This is a genomic window from Klebsiella sp. GB_Kp047 (assembly GCF_040065235.1).
GTDB lineage: Bacteria > Pseudomonadota > Gammaproteobacteria > Enterobacterales > Enterobacteriaceae > Klebsiella > Klebsiella quasipneumoniae.
The window spans coordinates 1-15,533 of sequence record NZ_JBEAJG010000034.1 but is presented as its reverse complement, the minus strand read 5'-3'; the positions used below and the strand labels follow the sequence as shown (position 1 = coordinate 15,533).

Sequence of the window (15,533 nt, the reverse complement as noted above, 5' to 3'; positions counted from 1 at the left end):
GGGCATTTAAAAGTTGGCACAGATTTCGCTTTATATTTTTTAAGGCAACAACGCCACTTTTAAGCAGTATGAAGTTTTCGTTACCACGACGACAATGACCAATCCGGGAGAGTTTAAGTATGTCCGCTGAACACGTTTTGACGATGCTGAACGAGCACGAAGTGAAGTTTGTCGATCTGCGCTTCACCGATACCAAAGGTAAAGAACAGCACGTCACGATTCCGTCTCATCAGGTAAATGCCGAATTCTTCGAAGAAGGCAAAATGTTTGATGGCTCCTCGATTGGTGGCTGGAAAGGTATCAACGAATCTGACATGGTCCTGATGCCGGACGCTTCCACCGCGGTCATTGACCCGTTCTACGAAGAACCGACCCTGATCATCCGCTGCGATATCCTCGAGCCAGGCACCCTGCAGGGCTATGACCGTGACCCGCGCTCCATCGCGAAACGCGCTGAAGAGTACCTGCGCGCTACCGGCATCGCTGACACCGTCCTGTTCGGGCCAGAACCAGAATTCTTCCTGTTCGACGACATCCGTTTCGGCGCCTCTATCTCCGGCTCCCATGTCGCGATCGATGATATCGAAGGTGCGTGGAACTCCTCCACCAAATACGAAGGCGGTAACAAAGGTCACCGTCCGGGCGTGAAAGGGGGTTACTTCCCGGTTCCGCCAGTAGACTCTTCTCAGGATATCCGCTCCACCATGTGTATGATCATGGAAGAGATGGGCCTGGTTGTTGAAGCTCACCACCACGAAGTGGCTACCGCAGGTCAGAACGAAGTGGCAACCCGCTTCAACACCATGACCAAAAAAGCGGACGAAATTCAGATTTACAAATACGTTGTTCACAACGTCGCTCACCGCTTTGGTAAAACCGCGACCTTTATGCCGAAACCAATGTTCGGCGACAACGGCTCCGGCATGCACTGCCATATGTCTCTGGCGAAAAACGGGACTAACCTGTTCTCCGGCGACAAATACGCAGGTCTGTCTGAGCAGGCGCTGTTCTACATCGGCGGCGTAATCAAACACGCTAAAGCCATCAACGCCCTGGCGAACCCGACCACCAACTCCTACAAGCGTCTGGTCCCGGGTTACGAAGCGCCGGTTATGCTGGCTTACTCTGCCCGTAACCGCTCTGCCTCCATCCGTATTCCGGTGGTGACCTCTCCGAAAGCGCGTCGTATCGAAGTGCGCTTCCCGGACCCGGCTGCTAACCCGTACCTGTGCTTTGCGGCGCTGCTGATGGCTGGCCTCGATGGTATCAAGAACAAAATCCATCCGGGCGAAGCAATGGACAAAAACCTGTACGACCTGCCGCCGGAAGAAGCGAAAGAGATCCCGCAGGTTGCCGGTTCTCTGGAAGAAGCCCTGCAGGCCCTGGATGCTGACCGCGAGTTCCTGACGGCTGGCGGCGTATTCACCAATGACGCTATCGATGCTTACATCGCCCTGCGTCTGGAAGAGAACGACCGCGTACGCATGACTCCGCATCCGGTTGAGTTCGAACTGTACTACAGCGTCTAATTTTGCTGTAAATCCAGGGTATGTCGTGTTGTGGCGCGGGATGCCCGGGATATTTTGTTGCCGTGGAAACTTTCAGCCCATCTCAGGATGGGCTTTTTTCTCCACCAACACGCTGATCTCGCGAGCTTTTTACCGATAAAAAGCTATACTGCACTAAATTGGTGCACTCTTTTTCAGGAGACTGTCGAATGGCAACAGGCACACTGCCCGATGCTGGGCAGATCCTCAACTCTCTTATCAACAGTATCTTACTGGTCGATGATGACCTGGCGGTGCACTTTGCCAACCCTGCGGCGCAGCAGTTGCTGGCGCAGAGTTCGCGCAAGCTGTTTGGCACCCCGTTACCTGAGCTGTTGAGCTATTTCTCATTAAATATTGGGCTGATGCAGGAGAGTCTGCAGGCGGGCCAGGGTTTTACCGATAACGAAGTGACGCTGGTTATCGATGGCCGCTCGCATATCCTGTCGCTGACCGCCCAGCGGCTGCCGGAAGGCTTTATTCTGCTGGAAATGGCGCCGATGGATAACCAGCGCCGCCTGAGCCAGGAGCAACTGCAGCACGCGCAGCAGGTCGCCGCCCGCGATCTGGTCCGCGGCCTGGCGCACGAGATAAAAAACCCGTTAGGCGGCCTGCGCGGCGCGGCACAGCTGCTCAGCAAAGCCCTGCCCGACCCGGCGCTAACGGAATATACCAAAGTGATCATCGAGCAGGCCGACCGGCTGAGAAATCTGGTCGATCGCCTGCTCGGCCCACAGCATCCGGGCATGCACGTTACCGAAAGCATCCACAAGGTCGCCGAACGGGTAGTGAAACTGGTCTCGATGGAGTTGCCGGACAACGTGAAGTTGATCCGTGATTACGACCCCAGCCTGCCGGAGCTCCCCCACGACCCGGATCAAATTGAACAGGTGTTGCTGAACATCGTCCGTAATGCGCTGCAGGCGCTGGGGCCGGAAGGGGGCGAAATTGTTCTCCGCACCCGGACCGCTTTCCAGCTGACGCTGCACGGGGTGCGTTATCGCCTCGCCGCCCGTATTGACGTCGAAGATAATGGCCCGGGTATTCCGCCCCAGCTCCAGGATACGTTGTTTTATCCGATGGTCAGCGGCCGCGAAGGCGGTACTGGCCTGGGCTTATCTATCGCCCGCAGCCTTATCGATCAGCACTCCGGCAAAATTGAATTCACCAGCTGGCCGGGTCATACCGAATTTTCGGTATACCTGCCTATTCGGAAGTAGAGGTGTTTATGCAACGAGGGATAGCCTGGATCGTTGATGACGATAGCTCCATCCGCTGGGTGCTTGAACGCGCGCTCACCGGAGCCGGCTTGAGCTGCACAACGTTCGAAAGCGGCAATGAGGTGCTAGATGCCCTCACCACCAAAACCCCGGATGTACTGCTGTCAGATATCCGTATGCCGGGAATGGATGGTCTGGCGCTGCTCAAACAGATTAAGCAGCGTCATCCGATGCTTCCGGTCATCATAATGACCGCACATTCCGATCTGGACGCCGCGGTCAGCGCTTATCAGCAGGGCGCGTTTGATTATCTGCCCAAACCTTTTGATATCGATGAAGCTGTCGCCCTCGTCGACCGGGCGATTAGCCACTATCAGGAGCAGCAGCAGCCGCGAAATGCGCCGATAAGCAGCCCCACCGCCGATATCATTGGCGAGGCGCCGGCCATGCAGGATGTCTTTCGCATTATTGGCCGTCTGTCGCGCTCATCCATCAGCGTGCTGATCAATGGCGAATCCGGTACCGGTAAAGAGCTTGTCGCTCATGCCCTGCATCGCCATAGCCCGCGCTCAAAAGCGCCATTTATCGCGCTGAATATGGCGGCGATCCCCAAGGACCTGATCGAATCGGAATTGTTTGGGCATGAAAAAGGGGCCTTTACCGGCGCCAATACCGTCCGTCAGGGTCGCTTTGAACAGGCTGACGGCGGCACGCTGTTCCTGGATGAAATTGGCGATATGCCGCTGGATGTCCAGACTCGTCTGCTGCGCGTTCTGGCGGATGGCCAGTTTTATCGCGTGGGCGGCTACGCGCCGGTGAAGGTCGATGTGCGGATCATCGCCGCCACCCATCAGAATCTGGAGCAGCGGGTGCAGGAGGGGAAATTCCGTGAAGATTTATTCCACCGCCTGAACGTGATCCGGGTGCATTTGCCGCCGCTGCGCGAGCGTCGGGAAGATATTCCACGTCTGGCCCGCCATTTTCTGCAGATTGCCGCCCGCGAGCTAGGTGTTGAAGCCAAACAGCTGCATCCGGAAACGGAGACAGCGCTGACCCGCCTGGCGTGGCCGGGCAACGTTCGCCAGCTGGAAAACACCTGTCGCTGGCTCACCGTCATGGCCGCCGGCCAGGAGGTGCTGACGCAGGATCTGCCGAGCGAACTGTTTGAGACCACCATTCCTGATAGCCCGACGCAGATGCAGCCAGACAGCTGGGCGACGCTGTTGGGTCAGTGGGCCGATCGGGCGCTGCGTTCCGGTCATCAAAACTTGCTTTCAGAAGCGCAACCCGAAATGGAACGCACGCTGCTGACGACCGCCCTGCGTCATACTCAGGGACATAAACAGGAGGCTGCGCGCCTGCTGGGATGGGGTCGTAATACCCTGACGCGTAAGCTAAAAGAGTTGGGTATGGAGTAGGGTTAAACGGCGTGATGAAAAATAGCCGATCAGCGCAAAGTGCTGCTATTTTGTACTTTACTGTTCCGATGAGTTGAGTATGATCGTGCCCGGCATTAGGGGAGAGCATCATGTTTGAATCACTGGTGAGTATGATATCGAGCGGCGCCGCTGCGAGTCACACACCACAAACGGCAGTCGCTGCCGTTCTGTGCGCTGCGCTGGTCGGGCTGTTCAGCTAATTGTTCCCCCTCTCCTGCGGGAGAGGGGGAAAACATTAAATCACCCTTGAGAACTGCTGCATCCGAGCCTTTTGCCGCAGATAGGCATCAAAGCACATACAGATGTTGCGGATCAGCAGGCGGCCTTTCGCCGTTACCTGGATAGCCTTACTCTCCACCACCACCAGCCCGTCATGCGCCAGCGGCGCCAGCAGTTTCAGGTCCTCAGCAAAATAAGACTGAAAATCCACGGCCCACTGCGCTTCGACTGCATCAATATCCAGACGGAAGTTACAGATCAACGCCTTAATTACGTCGCGACGCAGACAGTCGTCCCGGGTTAACGCGATCCCGCGCCACAGGGCGTTCCCTTGCTCTGCCACCTGCTGGTAGTACTGCTTTAGCTCTTTTTGGTTCTGGGCGTAGCTGTCGCCAATCATGCTGATCGCGGACACGCCCATCCCCAGCAAATCGGTATCGCCCTGAGTGGTGTAGCCCTGGAAATTGCGATGCAGTACGCCGTGACGTTGCGCGACCGCTAATTCATCATCAGGACGCGCGAAGTGGTCCATGCCGATGAACTGATAGCCTGCCGCCGTCAGCGAGCCGATGGTCTCCTGGAGGATCTCCAGCTTCTGTTCAGCGGAGGGCAGATCGGCATCTTTAATTTTGCGCTGTGCGGCAAAGAGCGTGGGCAGATGCGCGTAGTTAAACACGCTCAGGCGGTCAGGATTGAGCTCGGCGACCTTTTGCAGGGTAAAGGCAAAGCTCTCCGGCGTTTGTTTCGGCAGGCCGTAGATGAGGTCGATATTTGTCGAAGTAAATCCAATCTCCCGCGCATGACGGAGCAAATCAAAGATGAACGCTTCGTCCTGTTCGCGGTTAACCAGACGCTGAACCTCTTTATTAAAGTCCTGCACGCCCATACTCAGGCGGTTGAATCCCTCAGCGCGTAAATGATCGAGGACATCCAGCTCGATTTCACGCGGATCGACCTCGATGGAGATCTCGGCTTCGGCGCTGAAATGAAAATGGGTACGCAACAGATCCATCAGGCGACTGATTTGCGCCTTGTTGAGATAGGTCGGCGTGCCGCCTCCCCAATGCAGTTGCTTAACCTGACGGTTGGCAAACAGCGGCGCACGGTGGATGATCTCCTGTTCAAGGAGATCGAGATACTGATCGGCCTTATGCTGCTGGCGGGTGACGATCTTATTGCAGCCGCAGAAATAACACAGCTTATGGCAAAACGGGATATGCACGTACAGCGACAGGGGACGCTGTGGGTAACGGGCCACAGCGGCATCGAATTCCGCCGTGCCGAATTGTGGTGAAAACTCCAGCGCGGTGGGATACGAGGTATAGCGCGGCCCGGAATAGTTATATTTCTGGATCAGGGCCAGATCCCAGTCGATTATCTGCTCAGACATGCTCACTCCTTCCGATGGTGCCGCCGACGGGTACGCCGTCCCGGCCCCACCGCACCGCGGGTCATGAGCCGGTTGCGCAACCATTTCTGACGCCGCGACAACCGTCGTAGTTTAACGAATAACCACAGCAGATAACATATAACCAGAAGGGTTATAAGCAGTACCGGGAATCCGATGGGATGCAAATGTTAGTTTCCACCCTTCAGCAGACGCATCATATCTTCCTGACGCTCTTCCTCTTCTTCATCTTCGTCATCGTAAGAGAGGCCGAGCTGCTGCATCAGCTCATCAATGCGATCCAGTTTGGCATCCACCCAGCTCTGCTCTTCAGCATTCAGGGTACCGCCCTCTTCCAGACGTTCCAGCAGCGCGTCCAGGCGCTCATCATTCTCCAGCAACTCCAGCTCAGCCTGCGGTGAAAGCATAGGTTTCTCGCTCTTTGGTTTATGCTGCTTGGGAGCTGGAGCGCTGCTTTCGCTCACGCCCAGCGGGATGGGTTTTTTGCTGCCCACGCGTGGATCTTGCGCCTGGCGCTGTTTTTTACCTGCTGAAGCCGCATCGCCGCCGTTCGCGCGACTACCTGCCGCGTGGCCACGATGTTTCTTCTGCCGTTTGCGATCGCGAGCTTCCTGATTTAACTCTTCACGCGACTTGCGGCCGGATTTGCCACGGGTGGCGGATGTCGGTTTTTTCATGGTGTGTAATCTTCAGACAGTATTATTCAGTATAGAATTGAGGCGGAATCTAGCAGAAAGCAAGCAAAGAAAAAAGGCGACAGATTACTCTGTCGCCTTTTTCCTCACTGACCACCCTTAACGGGCTCTTCTTTCCCTGTTCGCTAACGACTTACCCTGTCTTTCCCTTAGCGTCCAACGGTCCCTGTCTCTTCCTTTTCCCTTTGAAACGTTTCCAAAACGCGCGTCATCCTGACAATCCTGTGGTCTTCGCCTCCTGGCGCTTCCTGACCCCTCGTCCTGAGTCCTCATCCTTTTCAGCATCCCCGCCGTTGTGTATTACTTTACCCTGTTGACAAAAATCGACAACCAGTCTGGCCGTTAAAATTCCACTTTTCAGATTTCTCTATTCTTGTAATCTATTTATTTTCAGTAGGTTATAATTTATTAGTCTTATTTTTCTCAGGCATGTCCTATACGAAGAATAGCCAATGTCTCACAAAGTGCATGGTTTTTACTTACAGAACCGGCGTGCGGTAAAAACAGCCTTTTTCTGCTGTTCAGGTATAATCCCTGCCATAGCCTGTTTTAACGGAGACGACCGTCTTGACCAACTGGAATTATCAACTGACGCACTTTGTCACTAGCGCGCCAGATATCCGCCATCTTCCTGCCGATACCGGTATTGAAGTGGCATTCGCCGGCCGCTCCAATGCGGGAAAATCCAGCGCGCTGAATACGCTGACCAACCAGAAAAGCCTGGCGCGGACCTCCAAAACTCCCGGACGTACACAGCTGATTAACCTGTTCGAAGTCGCCGAAGGCAAACGCCTGGTCGACCTTCCCGGCTACGGTTATGCGCAAGTCCCGGAAGAGATGAAGATCAAGTGGCAGCGCGCGCTGGGAGAATACCTGGAAAAACGCCTGTGCCTGAAGGGCCTGGTGGTCCTGATGGACATTCGCCACCCGCTTAAGGATCTCGATCAGCAGATGATCCAATGGGCGGTAGAAAGCGATATTCAGGTACTGGTGCTGCTGACCAAAGCCGATAAGCTCGCCAGCGGCGCGCGTAAAGCGCAAGTGAATATGGTGCGTGAAGCAGTCCTGGCCTTCAATGGCGATGTTCAGGTTGAACCCTTCTCTTCGCTGAAAAAATCTGGCGTGGATAAGCTGCGACAGAAGCTGGATAGCTGGTTTAACGAAATCCCGCCGCAGGAAGCAGAGAGCGCCGTAGACGAGTAATCGTCACCAACAGCCGGATAAGAGCGTGCCGCGCCTTGTCCGGGTTCCTCTCCAGCGTCAAGCACAAGCGCGTCCTTCTTTTTGCCACTTTTCTTTCGCGCAATAAAAAACGCCCCGGTCATAAATGACCGGGGCGGCTAAAATATTCAGCCAAATCCGATTACGTGAAGTAAAAGGTCTGAAAGATAGAACATCTTACCTCTGTACCCTACGCGAATAACTTTACTCTTCTTTCGCTCACGGATAAAGCATTTTTTGTAGTTTTTTTTCACTATTTACATAGCAAATTCAAATGATCCTCACAAAACTCTATAAGTTATGTTGCTTACTTACAGAAAATCGCGTTGTGCTTTGTATACTTAGTGCGCTTGATCCCAGTTTTCTCCGCTGCCCACTTCCACCAGCAACGGTACCGCCAGCGTAGTGCTGTTCTCCATCAGTTCGTGGATCTTTTTCGATACGGCATCGAGCTCATCCTTATGCACTTCAAAGACCAGTTCATCGTGAACCTGCATGATCATTCGCACGCGAGGTTTCTCGCTCCGCAGCCATTCATCAACGGCAATCATCGCCCGCTTGATGATATCCGCAGCCGTCCCCTGCATTGGGGCGTTAATCGCCGCACGTTCCGCACCGGCACGACGAGCGCCATTGCTGGACTTGATATCCGGCAAATAGAGTCGACGGCCATCCAGCGTTTCAACATACCCTTGCTCCTTCGCCTGTGCGCGGGTGCGCTCCATATACTCCAGGACGCCCGGATAACGCTCGAAATAAAGATCCATGTACTTCTGCGCTTCTTTACGCGGGATGTTCAGCTGGCGGGCCAGGCCAAAGGCGCTCATGCCATAGATCAGACCGAAGTTGATAGCTTTCGCACTGCGCCGCTGTTCGCTGCTGACGCTGTCCAGCGGTAAGCCAAACACTTCAGCCGCCGTCGCCCGGTGAATATCCTTCCCTTCCGCGAAGGCGGTCAGCAGTCCTTTATCCCGCGACAGGTGCGCCATAATGCGCAGCTCGATTTGCGAGTAGTCCGCCGAGACAATAACGTAATCTTCTGGCGCGATAAACGCCTGGCGAATACGGCGCCCTTCTTCGTTACGCACCGGAATGTTTTGCAGGTTTGGATCGGTAGACGACAAACGGCCGGTGGCGGTAACCGCCTGATGATAGGAGGTATGTACGCGGCCCGTTTTGGGATTAATCATCAGCGGCAGCTTATCGGTATAGGTCGACTTCAGCTTCGCCAACCCACGGTACTCCAGAATCACTTTCGGCAACGGATAATCGAGCGCCAGCTCTTCCAGTACCTCTTCAGAGGTGGACGGCGCACCGCCCGGCGTCTTCTTCAGCGGCTTGATACCCTGTTTTTCAAACAGGATCGTTTGCAGCTGTTTGGTGGAGGAGAGATTAAACGCTTCCCCGGCGATCTCATGCGCCCGCTGCTCCAGCTCAACCAGGCGCTGGGCTATTTCCTGCGAGTGCGCATGCAGCACGGCGGGGTCGATTTTAACGCCGTTGCGCTCAACGCGTGACAGCACCGGCACCAGCGGCATTTCAATGTGCTGGAAGATATTCAGCGGACCTTCATGCTGCTGCAGCTTCGGCCACATTTTCAAATGCAACTGAAGCGTGACGTCGGCGTCTTCCGCCGCGTAGCGACCCGCCTCTTCCAGCGCAATCTGGTTAAAGGTGAGCTGACTCTTACCCTTACCAGCGATCTCTTCGAAGGTAATCGTTTTATGTTTCAGCCAGCGGTCGGAAAGACTGTCCATATCATGGCGGCCCGCCACGCTGTCGAGAATGTAAGATTCCAGCATGGTATCGAACGCAATCCCGCGCAGCTCAATGTCGTAATTAGCCAAAATGCCGCGATCGTATTTGAGATTTTGCCCAACCTTGAGCAGCTTCTCATCCTCCAGCAGCGGTTTAAGCAGCGCCAGCACGCGCTCGCGCGGGATCTGATCCGGCGCATCCAGGTAATCATGCGCTACCGGGACATAGGCGGCCACGCCCGGCTCAACAGCGAATGAAAGGCCGACCATGTTGGCGGAGATGTTATCCAGGCTGTCGGTTTCCGTATCAAAGGCAAAGAGCGGCGCTTGCTTCAGCTTATCGATCCAGGTGAGCAGCGTAGCCTCATCAAGGATGGTGACATAGTGCTCTGCTGAAAGTGCAGTAGCGGCCTCAACCTCTGCTTCCGCTTCTGCCGCTGCTGCAGGCACTGCAGGTTTCGCAGCCGGTTTGCCCCCCTTAGCCTGCAGCCATTTTCCGGCTTCAACGTCGGTGGTCCAGCGCTTAAACTCATACTGTCTGAACAGCGCCAGCAGATCGTCTGCCGCCGGCGGCTGCACCTCCAGCTCTTCGCACTTGAGCTCCAGCTCGACGTCGGTTTTGATGGTCGCCAGCTGATAAGAGAGATAAGCCACCTCCTTGTTCTGCTCCAGCTTCGCCGCCATCGTTTTCGCGCCGCGGAAGCTCAGTTCAGCGATCTTCTCCGGTTCCGCATACAGCGTATCGAGGCCGCCGAGGCCTTGCAGCAGCGCCTGGGCGGTCTTTTCGCCCACGCCCGGCACGCCAGGAATGTTATCTGAGGAGTCGCCCATCAGCGCCAGGAAATCAATAATCAGCTCTGGCGGGACGCCGTACTTGGTAACCACCTCATCCGGCCCGAGGATAGTGTTGGTCATGGTATTGATCAGGGTGATCCCCGGCGTCACCAGCTGGGCCATGTCTTTATCGCCGGTACTGATCAGCACCGGACGTCCAGCCCTTTCCGCTTCCCGCGCCAGGGTGCCAATCACATCGTCAGCTTCGACGCCCGGGACCGCCATCAGCGGCAGCCCCATCGCTTTCACCATCTTATGCAACGGCTCAATCTGCGCGCGCAGATCGTCCGGCATCGGCGGGCGGTGAGATTTGTAATGTTCGAACAATTCATCACGGAAGGTTTTCCCTTTCGCATCAAAGACCACGACGGCATGAGTCGGTTGATACTGCAGAATCAAACTGCGCAGCATATTCAGTACGCCGTACATAGCCCCGGTGGGCTCCCCTGCGCTGTTAGTCAGCGGCGGAAACGCATGATACGCCCGATAAAGATAGGAGGAGCCGTCAACGAGGATGAGAGGGTTTTCTGGGATCTGAACCATAATTTCCGTGCCTGTTTATCAGATTATGGATAAAGGATGCCACAGACGGGCATGAAATCCTGAATTTTTCCCGCATTTCGCGGAAAAGATTCAACGATCGTCGCGATCGCGCGACAACTTAGCTTGTGGATAACTTTGTGCATAGTTTTACAACGTCAGCTTATCCGCCCCTGAAAATAAATGAATAAATAGTATTAGCCATTATTTATCAATAACTTAAAAGAAGATCAACGATTCTGGCATGAATTTGATGACCTAATCTTCCATGTGGATAGAAGATCCTTGTTTTTTTCTGTTCTGGTAAGACCCGTCATTTGCCGCGTTTTCTGGTAAAATCAGCCTCTTGCGCAGCTTAAAGGCGCTCTTTGTCAGCCTAACTTTCTGAATAAACTAACTATGTCGAGATTACTCGCTGCGATAACACTTCCGCTGAGTATCGCCTTAACCATCTTAGTCACCGTTATCTGCTCTGTACCGATCATCGTCGCCGGGCTGATTAAACTGCTGGTCCCCATTCCAGCGGTATGGCGCTCTATATCCGTTTTTTGCAATTTTATGATGTACTGCTGGTGCGAGGGGCTGGCGCTGCTGTTGCATCTCAATCCCTGGCTAAAATGGGACGTCCAGGGTCTGGAAGGCCTGAACAAAAAGAACTGGTATCTGCTGATCAGCAACCACCACAGCTGGGCAGATATCGTGGTGCTATGCGTGCTGTTCCGCAAGCATATTCCGATGAATAAGTACTTCCTTAAACAACAGCTGGCGTGGGTACCGTTCATAGGCCTCGCCTGCTGGGCGCTGGATATGCCTTTTATGCGCCGCTATTCGCGCAGCTATCTTATTCGTCACCCGGAACGCCGCGGTAAAGATGTCGAAACCACCCGCCGTTCATGTGAGAAATTCCGCTCGCACCCAACGACAATCGTCAATTTCGTGGAAGGCTCGCGTTTTACCGACGTAAAAAAGCGCGAGACGCGCTCCCCTTACGACAATCTTTTACCACCGAAAGCGGCGGGTATTGCCATGGCGCTCAATGTTCTCGGCTCGCAGTTCGATAAACTGCTGAACGTTACGCTGTGCTACCCGGAAAATCATGCAAGGCCGTTTTACGACATGCTAAGTGGCCGACTGACGCGCATTGTGGTTCGTATCAATCTGGTACCGATTGGCGAAGAGCTACACGGCGATTACGTCAACGATAAGAACTTTAAGCGTGGTTTCCAGCGCTGGCTGAATGGGCTATGGGAAGAGAAAGACCGTCAGTTAACTGACATCATGCGGGACAAAGCAAGGAAGTCACGGCAAAGTAGATAAAAAAAAGCCGGTCAGTGACCGGCTTTTTTTTATTTCTTCTCAACCAGCTGCTTCACGGTATCCGCATACTGAGCGACGAAGACATCCATATTGCTGGTGTCCATCCCCTGCGGGTTCAGCTGGTACTTACCATTGACGTACATAGCCGGTACCCCCTGCAGCTGCAGATCGGCTGCCGCTTTCTCCTGCTGAGCGACCAGAGATTTCACCACGAAGCTGTTCCATGCGGCATCGTAGTCTTCCCCTTTCACGCCAGCGTCGACGAACACTTTACGAATGTCAGCCAGGCTCTGTACGGTCTGGTTTTTCTGCACCGCTTCGAACATCGGCGCCGTAATTTTATCTTCAACGCCCAGCGCGATGGCCACAGCCCATGCCTGCGTCAGCTCCTTGCCCAGCGGCCCCAGGAACTCGACATGGTATTTGGTCATTTTGGTGCCTTCTGGCAGTTTCTGGCGCACGCTGTCAGAGACATGCAGCACTTCTTCAAACTGATAGCAGTGCGGGCAGTAGAATGAGAAGAATTCGAGCACCTGCGGCTCGCCAGCAACCGGCTTATCAAGGGTGATGTACTGCTTGCCGTCGGTGATCTGGGCAGCGGATGCACTAAAAGCCAGAATCATACCAGCCAGCGCCAGCCAAACTTTTTTCATGATTTACTCTCTCCTGGATATATCACATTAATACATTGGCGTTAACTGAAGCGGGGGTTCCTGTAGAACCTTCACCTGCTCGAGAAAAGTAGACGTCTGCCCTCGCCAGTAATCCTCCCCGGTTAACCAGGGAAAATTAACCGGAAATGCCGGATCGTCCCAGCGTCTGAGCAACCACGCCAGATAATAAACCAGTCGCATGGCGCGTAAAGGTTCAATAAGCGCGATTTCATCGCTGTTAAAGGGGCTGAATTCCTCATAGGCCTCGACGATGGTCTCCAACTGCATACGCTGTTCAGCCTTATCGCCGTTGAGCAGCATCCACAGATCCTGAATCGCCGGGCCGGTTCGCGCATCGTCTAAATCAACAAACAGCGGCCCATCGCGCCAGAGGATATTGCCTGCATGGCAGTCACCATGCAGGCGCAAAGTAGTCCCGCCACCGTGCCATTGCGTCATGACGGCAGCGATGAGTTTATCGGTCGCCTTCAGGAAATCGGCCTTCAGGCCTGAGGGGATAAGCGTCGACTGTTCAAATACCTGGCGTGGTTCCAGCAGATATTCCTGCACGCCAATCTCCGGACGCGCAGAAAAGCGCTGTTTGCGCCCGGTCTGGTGCAGGCGCCCCAGATAACGGCCAACCCACTCCATCTGATCAAGGTTATCCGCCTCGAACTGTCGGCCGCCAAGGCTTGGGAAAACGGCAAAATAAAACCCCTGGTGCTGATGAAGCGTACTGTCGTTAAATAACAGCGGCGCCGCAACGGGCACTTCATCTTCTACAAGCTGAAGCGCAAACTTGTGTTCTTCAAGGATTTGTGCTGCCGACCAGCGCTCAGGACGATAGAACTTCACCACATAACGATGACGCTCTTCGTCCTGGAACTGATAAACGCGGTTCTCATAGCTGTTCAGCGGGGTAAGACCGGAGTCCACCCGCATACCCAGATCGAATAACCCATCGATAATGGTATCCGGGCGAAGCGTCTGAAAAGTAAAAGCCTTATCGTGCATCCTGACATCCGATAATCGTACGAATAGTTCAGGATATCATCTCATTGCGCTTTACGCGGCAGCGCTTACAACCTTTTACTCTTTTATTACGCCGCGGGCGCGCAGCAGCGCGGTTTTAAAGTCTTCTTCATAATCCTTCTGAATACCCGGGATGACAGCATCTTTTGAAGAATCACGCATCTTCAGGTGATAGATCAGAATATCGTCGGAAAGATCGCTCAGTTCGCCATCATAGCCAGCCTCTTTCGCCAGTTTCTGCAAAAATTGCATCAGGTTCAGTTCTGGCTCTTTCTGCCAGGCGGGCTGGAGGAGTTCAATTACTTCATTCAGACGTTTACATTTCATGGTCATGCTCCTTACTCTTGATAGGGACAAGTTAACAGGGTCAATCCCACAATGAAAGAGGCGATATTCATATGCAAAGCGAGGCGATAACCGGCGTCGTGCTGGCGGGCGGCAGGGCCACGCGAATGGGCGGCATTGATAAAGGATTACAGTTGCTCAATGGACGTCCTCTCTGGCGACACGTCGCGGAGGCATTAGCTCCACAGGTCGATGAGTTAGTCATTAGCGCCAATCGTCATCTTGAACAGTGGCGTGCCAGCGGATATCCGGTCTTTCGAGACATACAGGAGGGTTATCAGGGGCCGCTGGCCGGAATGCTTGCTGTGATGCAGCAGGTCGCGAGCCCATGGTTTGTTTTTTGCCCCTGCGACACGCCGTTCATTCCGTCCTTTTTGGTGGAGCGCTTTATCCAGCAGAGAGGGGACGCACCGGTCGTTTGGGCCCATGACGGCGAACGGGATCATCCTGCCGTTGCATTAGTTCATCGTCAAATCATTCCGGAACTGGAGGCTTATCTGGCACATGGAGAGCGCAGGGTGATGGTTTTTATGCGACAAATGGGTGGGCGCCCGGTGAATTTCAGCGATGTGAAAACTGCTTTCATTAATGTAAATACGCTCGAAGATTTGCAGCAGATGCAGGAGCCATCATGATCCCATTACTGGCGATCGCCGCATGGAGCGGTACCGGAAAAACAACATTATTAAAGCGTCTTATCCCTGAGCTTTGCGCTCTAGGATTAAGCCCGGGACTGATAAAGCACACCCATCATGATATGGACGTGGATAAGCCGGGCAAAGATAGCTATGAACTGCGTAAGGCGGGCGCTGCGCAAACTATTGTCGCCAGCGAACAGCGGTGGGCATTGATGACCGAGACGCCAGAGAAGCCGGAATTAGATCTCACGTGGCTGGTCAGTCGAATGGATGCCAGCAAACTGGACCTGGTTTTAGTGGAGGGGTTCAAACATGAACCCGTGCCGAAGATCCTGCTTTTTCGGCAAAACAGCGGCCATCGTGTAGAAGAGCTGGTAATTGATGAGCATACCATCGCCGTGGCCAGCGATGTATCGATCGCGACCTCACTTCCGTTGCTGGATTTAAATAATATTCCGCAGATTGCGTCATTTATTGTCGGCTGGTTAGCGAAGCAGTAGCAGGTATTCAGGCGATTTTTTTCCCAAAGGCGGTGCTGCGCCCCCCTGGCCGGGCGACCGGGGCGTAGCCCCATGTCGGATCAGTAGCCCCGGTAAGCGCAGCGCCACCGGGGGGCATACCCCACACAGCAAAAAACCCCGCACCTTTCGGGACGGGGTTCTTGTTAA

General features: G+C 54.3%; 14 protein-coding genes. 8 read left to right on the top strand and 6 right to left on the bottom strand.

Annotated elements, in window-relative coordinates:
• Window positions 1-119: 119 nt before the first annotated feature.
• From glnA to ABLV76_RS15210, 4 genes are all read left to right on the top strand, one after another.
• Entirely contained in the window at window positions 120-1,529 is a 1,410-nt protein-coding gene (gene glnA, locus ABLV76_RS15225) for a glutamate--ammonia ligase (protein WP_004203622.1), read from the top strand.
• A 188-nt stretch (window positions 1,530-1,717) separates the two neighbouring features.
• Window positions 1,718-2,767 (top strand): nitrogen regulation protein NR(II), encoded by a 1,050-nt coding sequence (glnL, locus tag ABLV76_RS15220; protein ID WP_004203621.1) that lies wholly within the window; start codon window positions 1,718-1,720, stop codon window positions 2,765-2,767.
• Between the two features lie 8 nt (window positions 2,768-2,775).
• Window positions 2,776-4,185, top strand: a complete 1,410-nt coding sequence (gene glnG / locus ABLV76_RS15215; protein ID WP_002882749.1) for a nitrogen regulation protein NR(I) — start codon at window positions 2,776-2,778, stop codon at window positions 4,183-4,185.
• 110 nt (window positions 4,186-4,295) lie between these two features.
• The gene (locus ABLV76_RS15210) at window positions 4,296-4,406 is read left to right on the top strand and encodes a YshB family small membrane protein (RefSeq protein ID WP_004152951.1); all 111 of its coding nucleotides are present in this window, start codon (window positions 4,296-4,298) and stop codon (window positions 4,404-4,406) included.
• Window positions 4,407-4,441: 35 nt separating this feature from the next.
• On the opposite strand, the gene hemN is transcribed toward ABLV76_RS15210, so the two are convergent.
• Window positions 4,442-5,815, bottom strand: a complete 1,374-nt coding sequence (gene hemN / locus ABLV76_RS15205) for an oxygen-independent coproporphyrinogen III oxidase (RefSeq protein WP_094311569.1) — start codon at window positions 5,813-5,815, stop codon at window positions 4,442-4,444.
• 188 nt (window positions 5,816-6,003) lie between these two features.
• Window positions 6,004-6,510 (bottom strand): Der GTPase-activating protein YihI, encoded by a 507-nt coding sequence (yihI, locus tag ABLV76_RS15200; protein ID WP_002882743.1) that lies wholly within the window; start codon window positions 6,508-6,510, stop codon window positions 6,004-6,006.
• Window positions 6,511-7,095: 585 nt separating this feature from the next.
• Between yihI and yihA the strand changes: the two genes are divergently transcribed.
• Window positions 7,096-7,731 (top strand): ribosome biogenesis GTP-binding protein YihA/YsxC, encoded by a 636-nt coding sequence (gene yihA, locus ABLV76_RS15195; RefSeq protein WP_004203619.1) that lies wholly within the window; start codon window positions 7,096-7,098, stop codon window positions 7,729-7,731.
• 359 nt (window positions 7,732-8,090) lie between these two features.
• Here the strand turns inward: yihA and polA are convergent, their stop codons facing one another.
• Window positions 8,091-10,883: a DNA polymerase I gene (polA, locus tag ABLV76_RS15190; protein ID WP_049004068.1), complete on the bottom strand. Its 2,793-nt coding sequence runs from the start codon at window positions 10,881-10,883 to the stop codon at window positions 8,091-8,093.
• A 396-nt stretch (window positions 10,884-11,279) separates the two neighbouring features.
• Here polA and ABLV76_RS15185 point away from each other — a divergent pair, with 396 nt between their 5' ends.
• A complete protein-coding gene (locus ABLV76_RS15185; RefSeq protein WP_032425949.1) occupies window positions 11,280-12,197 on the top strand; it encodes an acyltransferase in 918 nt (305 codons plus the stop codon).
• Window positions 12,198-12,226: 29 nt separating this feature from the next.
• On the opposite strand, the gene dsbA is transcribed toward ABLV76_RS15185, so the two are convergent.
• The 3 genes from dsbA to ABLV76_RS15170 all read right to left on the bottom strand — a co-directional run bounded on the left by dsbA (window position 12,227) and on the right by ABLV76_RS15170 (window position 14,209).
• Window positions 12,227-12,850 carry a thiol:disulfide interchange protein DsbA gene (gene dsbA / locus ABLV76_RS15180; protein ID WP_004203613.1) on the bottom strand — a complete coding sequence of 208 codons (624 nt, stop codon included), beginning with the start codon at window positions 12,848-12,850 and terminating at the stop codon, window positions 12,227-12,229.
• Between the two features lie 27 nt (window positions 12,851-12,877).
• Window positions 12,878-13,864 carry a serine/threonine protein kinase gene (locus ABLV76_RS15175; RefSeq protein ID WP_065878550.1) on the bottom strand — a complete coding sequence of 329 codons (987 nt, stop codon included), beginning with the start codon at window positions 13,862-13,864 and terminating at the stop codon, window positions 12,878-12,880.
• Between the two features lie 75 nt (window positions 13,865-13,939).
• Complete coding sequence (locus ABLV76_RS15170; protein WP_002882612.1) at window positions 13,940-14,209, bottom strand: YihD family protein; 270 nt, start codon at window positions 14,207-14,209, stop codon at window positions 13,940-13,942.
• Between the two features lie 71 nt (window positions 14,210-14,280).
• On the opposite strand from ABLV76_RS15170, the gene mobA reads away from it, so the two are divergent.
• Both mobA and mobB read left to right on the top strand, forming a co-directional pair.
• Window positions 14,281-14,862, top strand: coding sequence for a molybdenum cofactor guanylyltransferase MobA (mobA, locus tag ABLV76_RS15165; protein ID WP_004203611.1), 582 nt, complete (start codon window positions 14,281-14,283; stop codon window positions 14,860-14,862).
• Window positions 14,859-15,365, top strand: a complete 507-nt coding sequence (gene mobB, locus ABLV76_RS15160) for a molybdopterin-guanine dinucleotide biosynthesis protein MobB (RefSeq protein WP_043521871.1) — start codon at window positions 14,859-14,861, stop codon at window positions 15,363-15,365. The genes mobA and mobB overlap by 4 nt, the downstream gene beginning before the upstream one ends.
• The last annotated feature ends 168 nt before the right edge of the window (window positions 15,366-15,533 follow it).

What these genes read in the sequence shown, in the direction of transcription:
- hemN (WP_094311569.1), bottom strand. Translation starts at nt 5,815, where the DNA reads ATGTCTGAGCAGATAATCGACTGGGATCTGGCCCTGATCCAGAAATAT.
- ABLV76_RS15185 (WP_032425949.1), top strand. Translation starts at nt 11,280, where the DNA reads ATGTCGAGATTACTCGCTGCGATAACACTTCCGCTGAGTATCGCCTTA.
- glnG (WP_002882749.1), top strand. Translation starts at nt 2,776, where the DNA reads ATGCAACGAGGGATAGCCTGGATCGTTGATGACGATAGCTCCATCCGC.
- ABLV76_RS15210 (WP_004152951.1), top strand. Translation starts at nt 4,296, where the DNA reads ATGTTTGAATCACTGGTGAGTATGATATCGAGCGGCGCCGCTGCGAGT.
- mobB (WP_043521871.1), top strand. Translation starts at nt 14,859, where the DNA reads ATGATCCCATTACTGGCGATCGCCGCATGGAGCGGTACCGGAAAAACA.
- ABLV76_RS15175 (WP_065878550.1), bottom strand. Translation starts at nt 13,864, where the DNA reads ATGCACGATAAGGCTTTTACTTTTCAGACGCTTCGCCCGGATACCATT.
- glnA (WP_004203622.1), top strand. Translation starts at nt 120, where the DNA reads ATGTCCGCTGAACACGTTTTGACGATGCTGAACGAGCACGAAGTGAAG.
- dsbA (WP_004203613.1), bottom strand. Translation starts at nt 12,850, where the DNA reads ATGAAAAAAGTTTGGCTGGCGCTGGCTGGTATGATTCTGGCTTTTAGT.
- mobA (WP_004203611.1), top strand. Translation starts at nt 14,281, where the DNA reads ATGCAAAGCGAGGCGATAACCGGCGTCGTGCTGGCGGGCGGCAGGGCC.
- glnL (WP_004203621.1), top strand. Translation starts at nt 1,718, where the DNA reads ATGGCAACAGGCACACTGCCCGATGCTGGGCAGATCCTCAACTCTCTT.
- yihI (WP_002882743.1), bottom strand. Translation starts at nt 6,510, where the DNA reads ATGAAAAAACCGACATCCGCCACCCGTGGCAAATCCGGCCGCAAGTCG.
- polA (WP_049004068.1), bottom strand. Translation starts at nt 10,883, where the DNA reads ATGGTTCAGATCCCAGAAAACCCTCTCATCCTCGTTGACGGCTCCTCC.
- ABLV76_RS15170 (WP_002882612.1), bottom strand. Translation starts at nt 14,209, where the DNA reads ATGAAATGTAAACGTCTGAATGAAGTAATTGAACTCCTCCAGCCCGCC.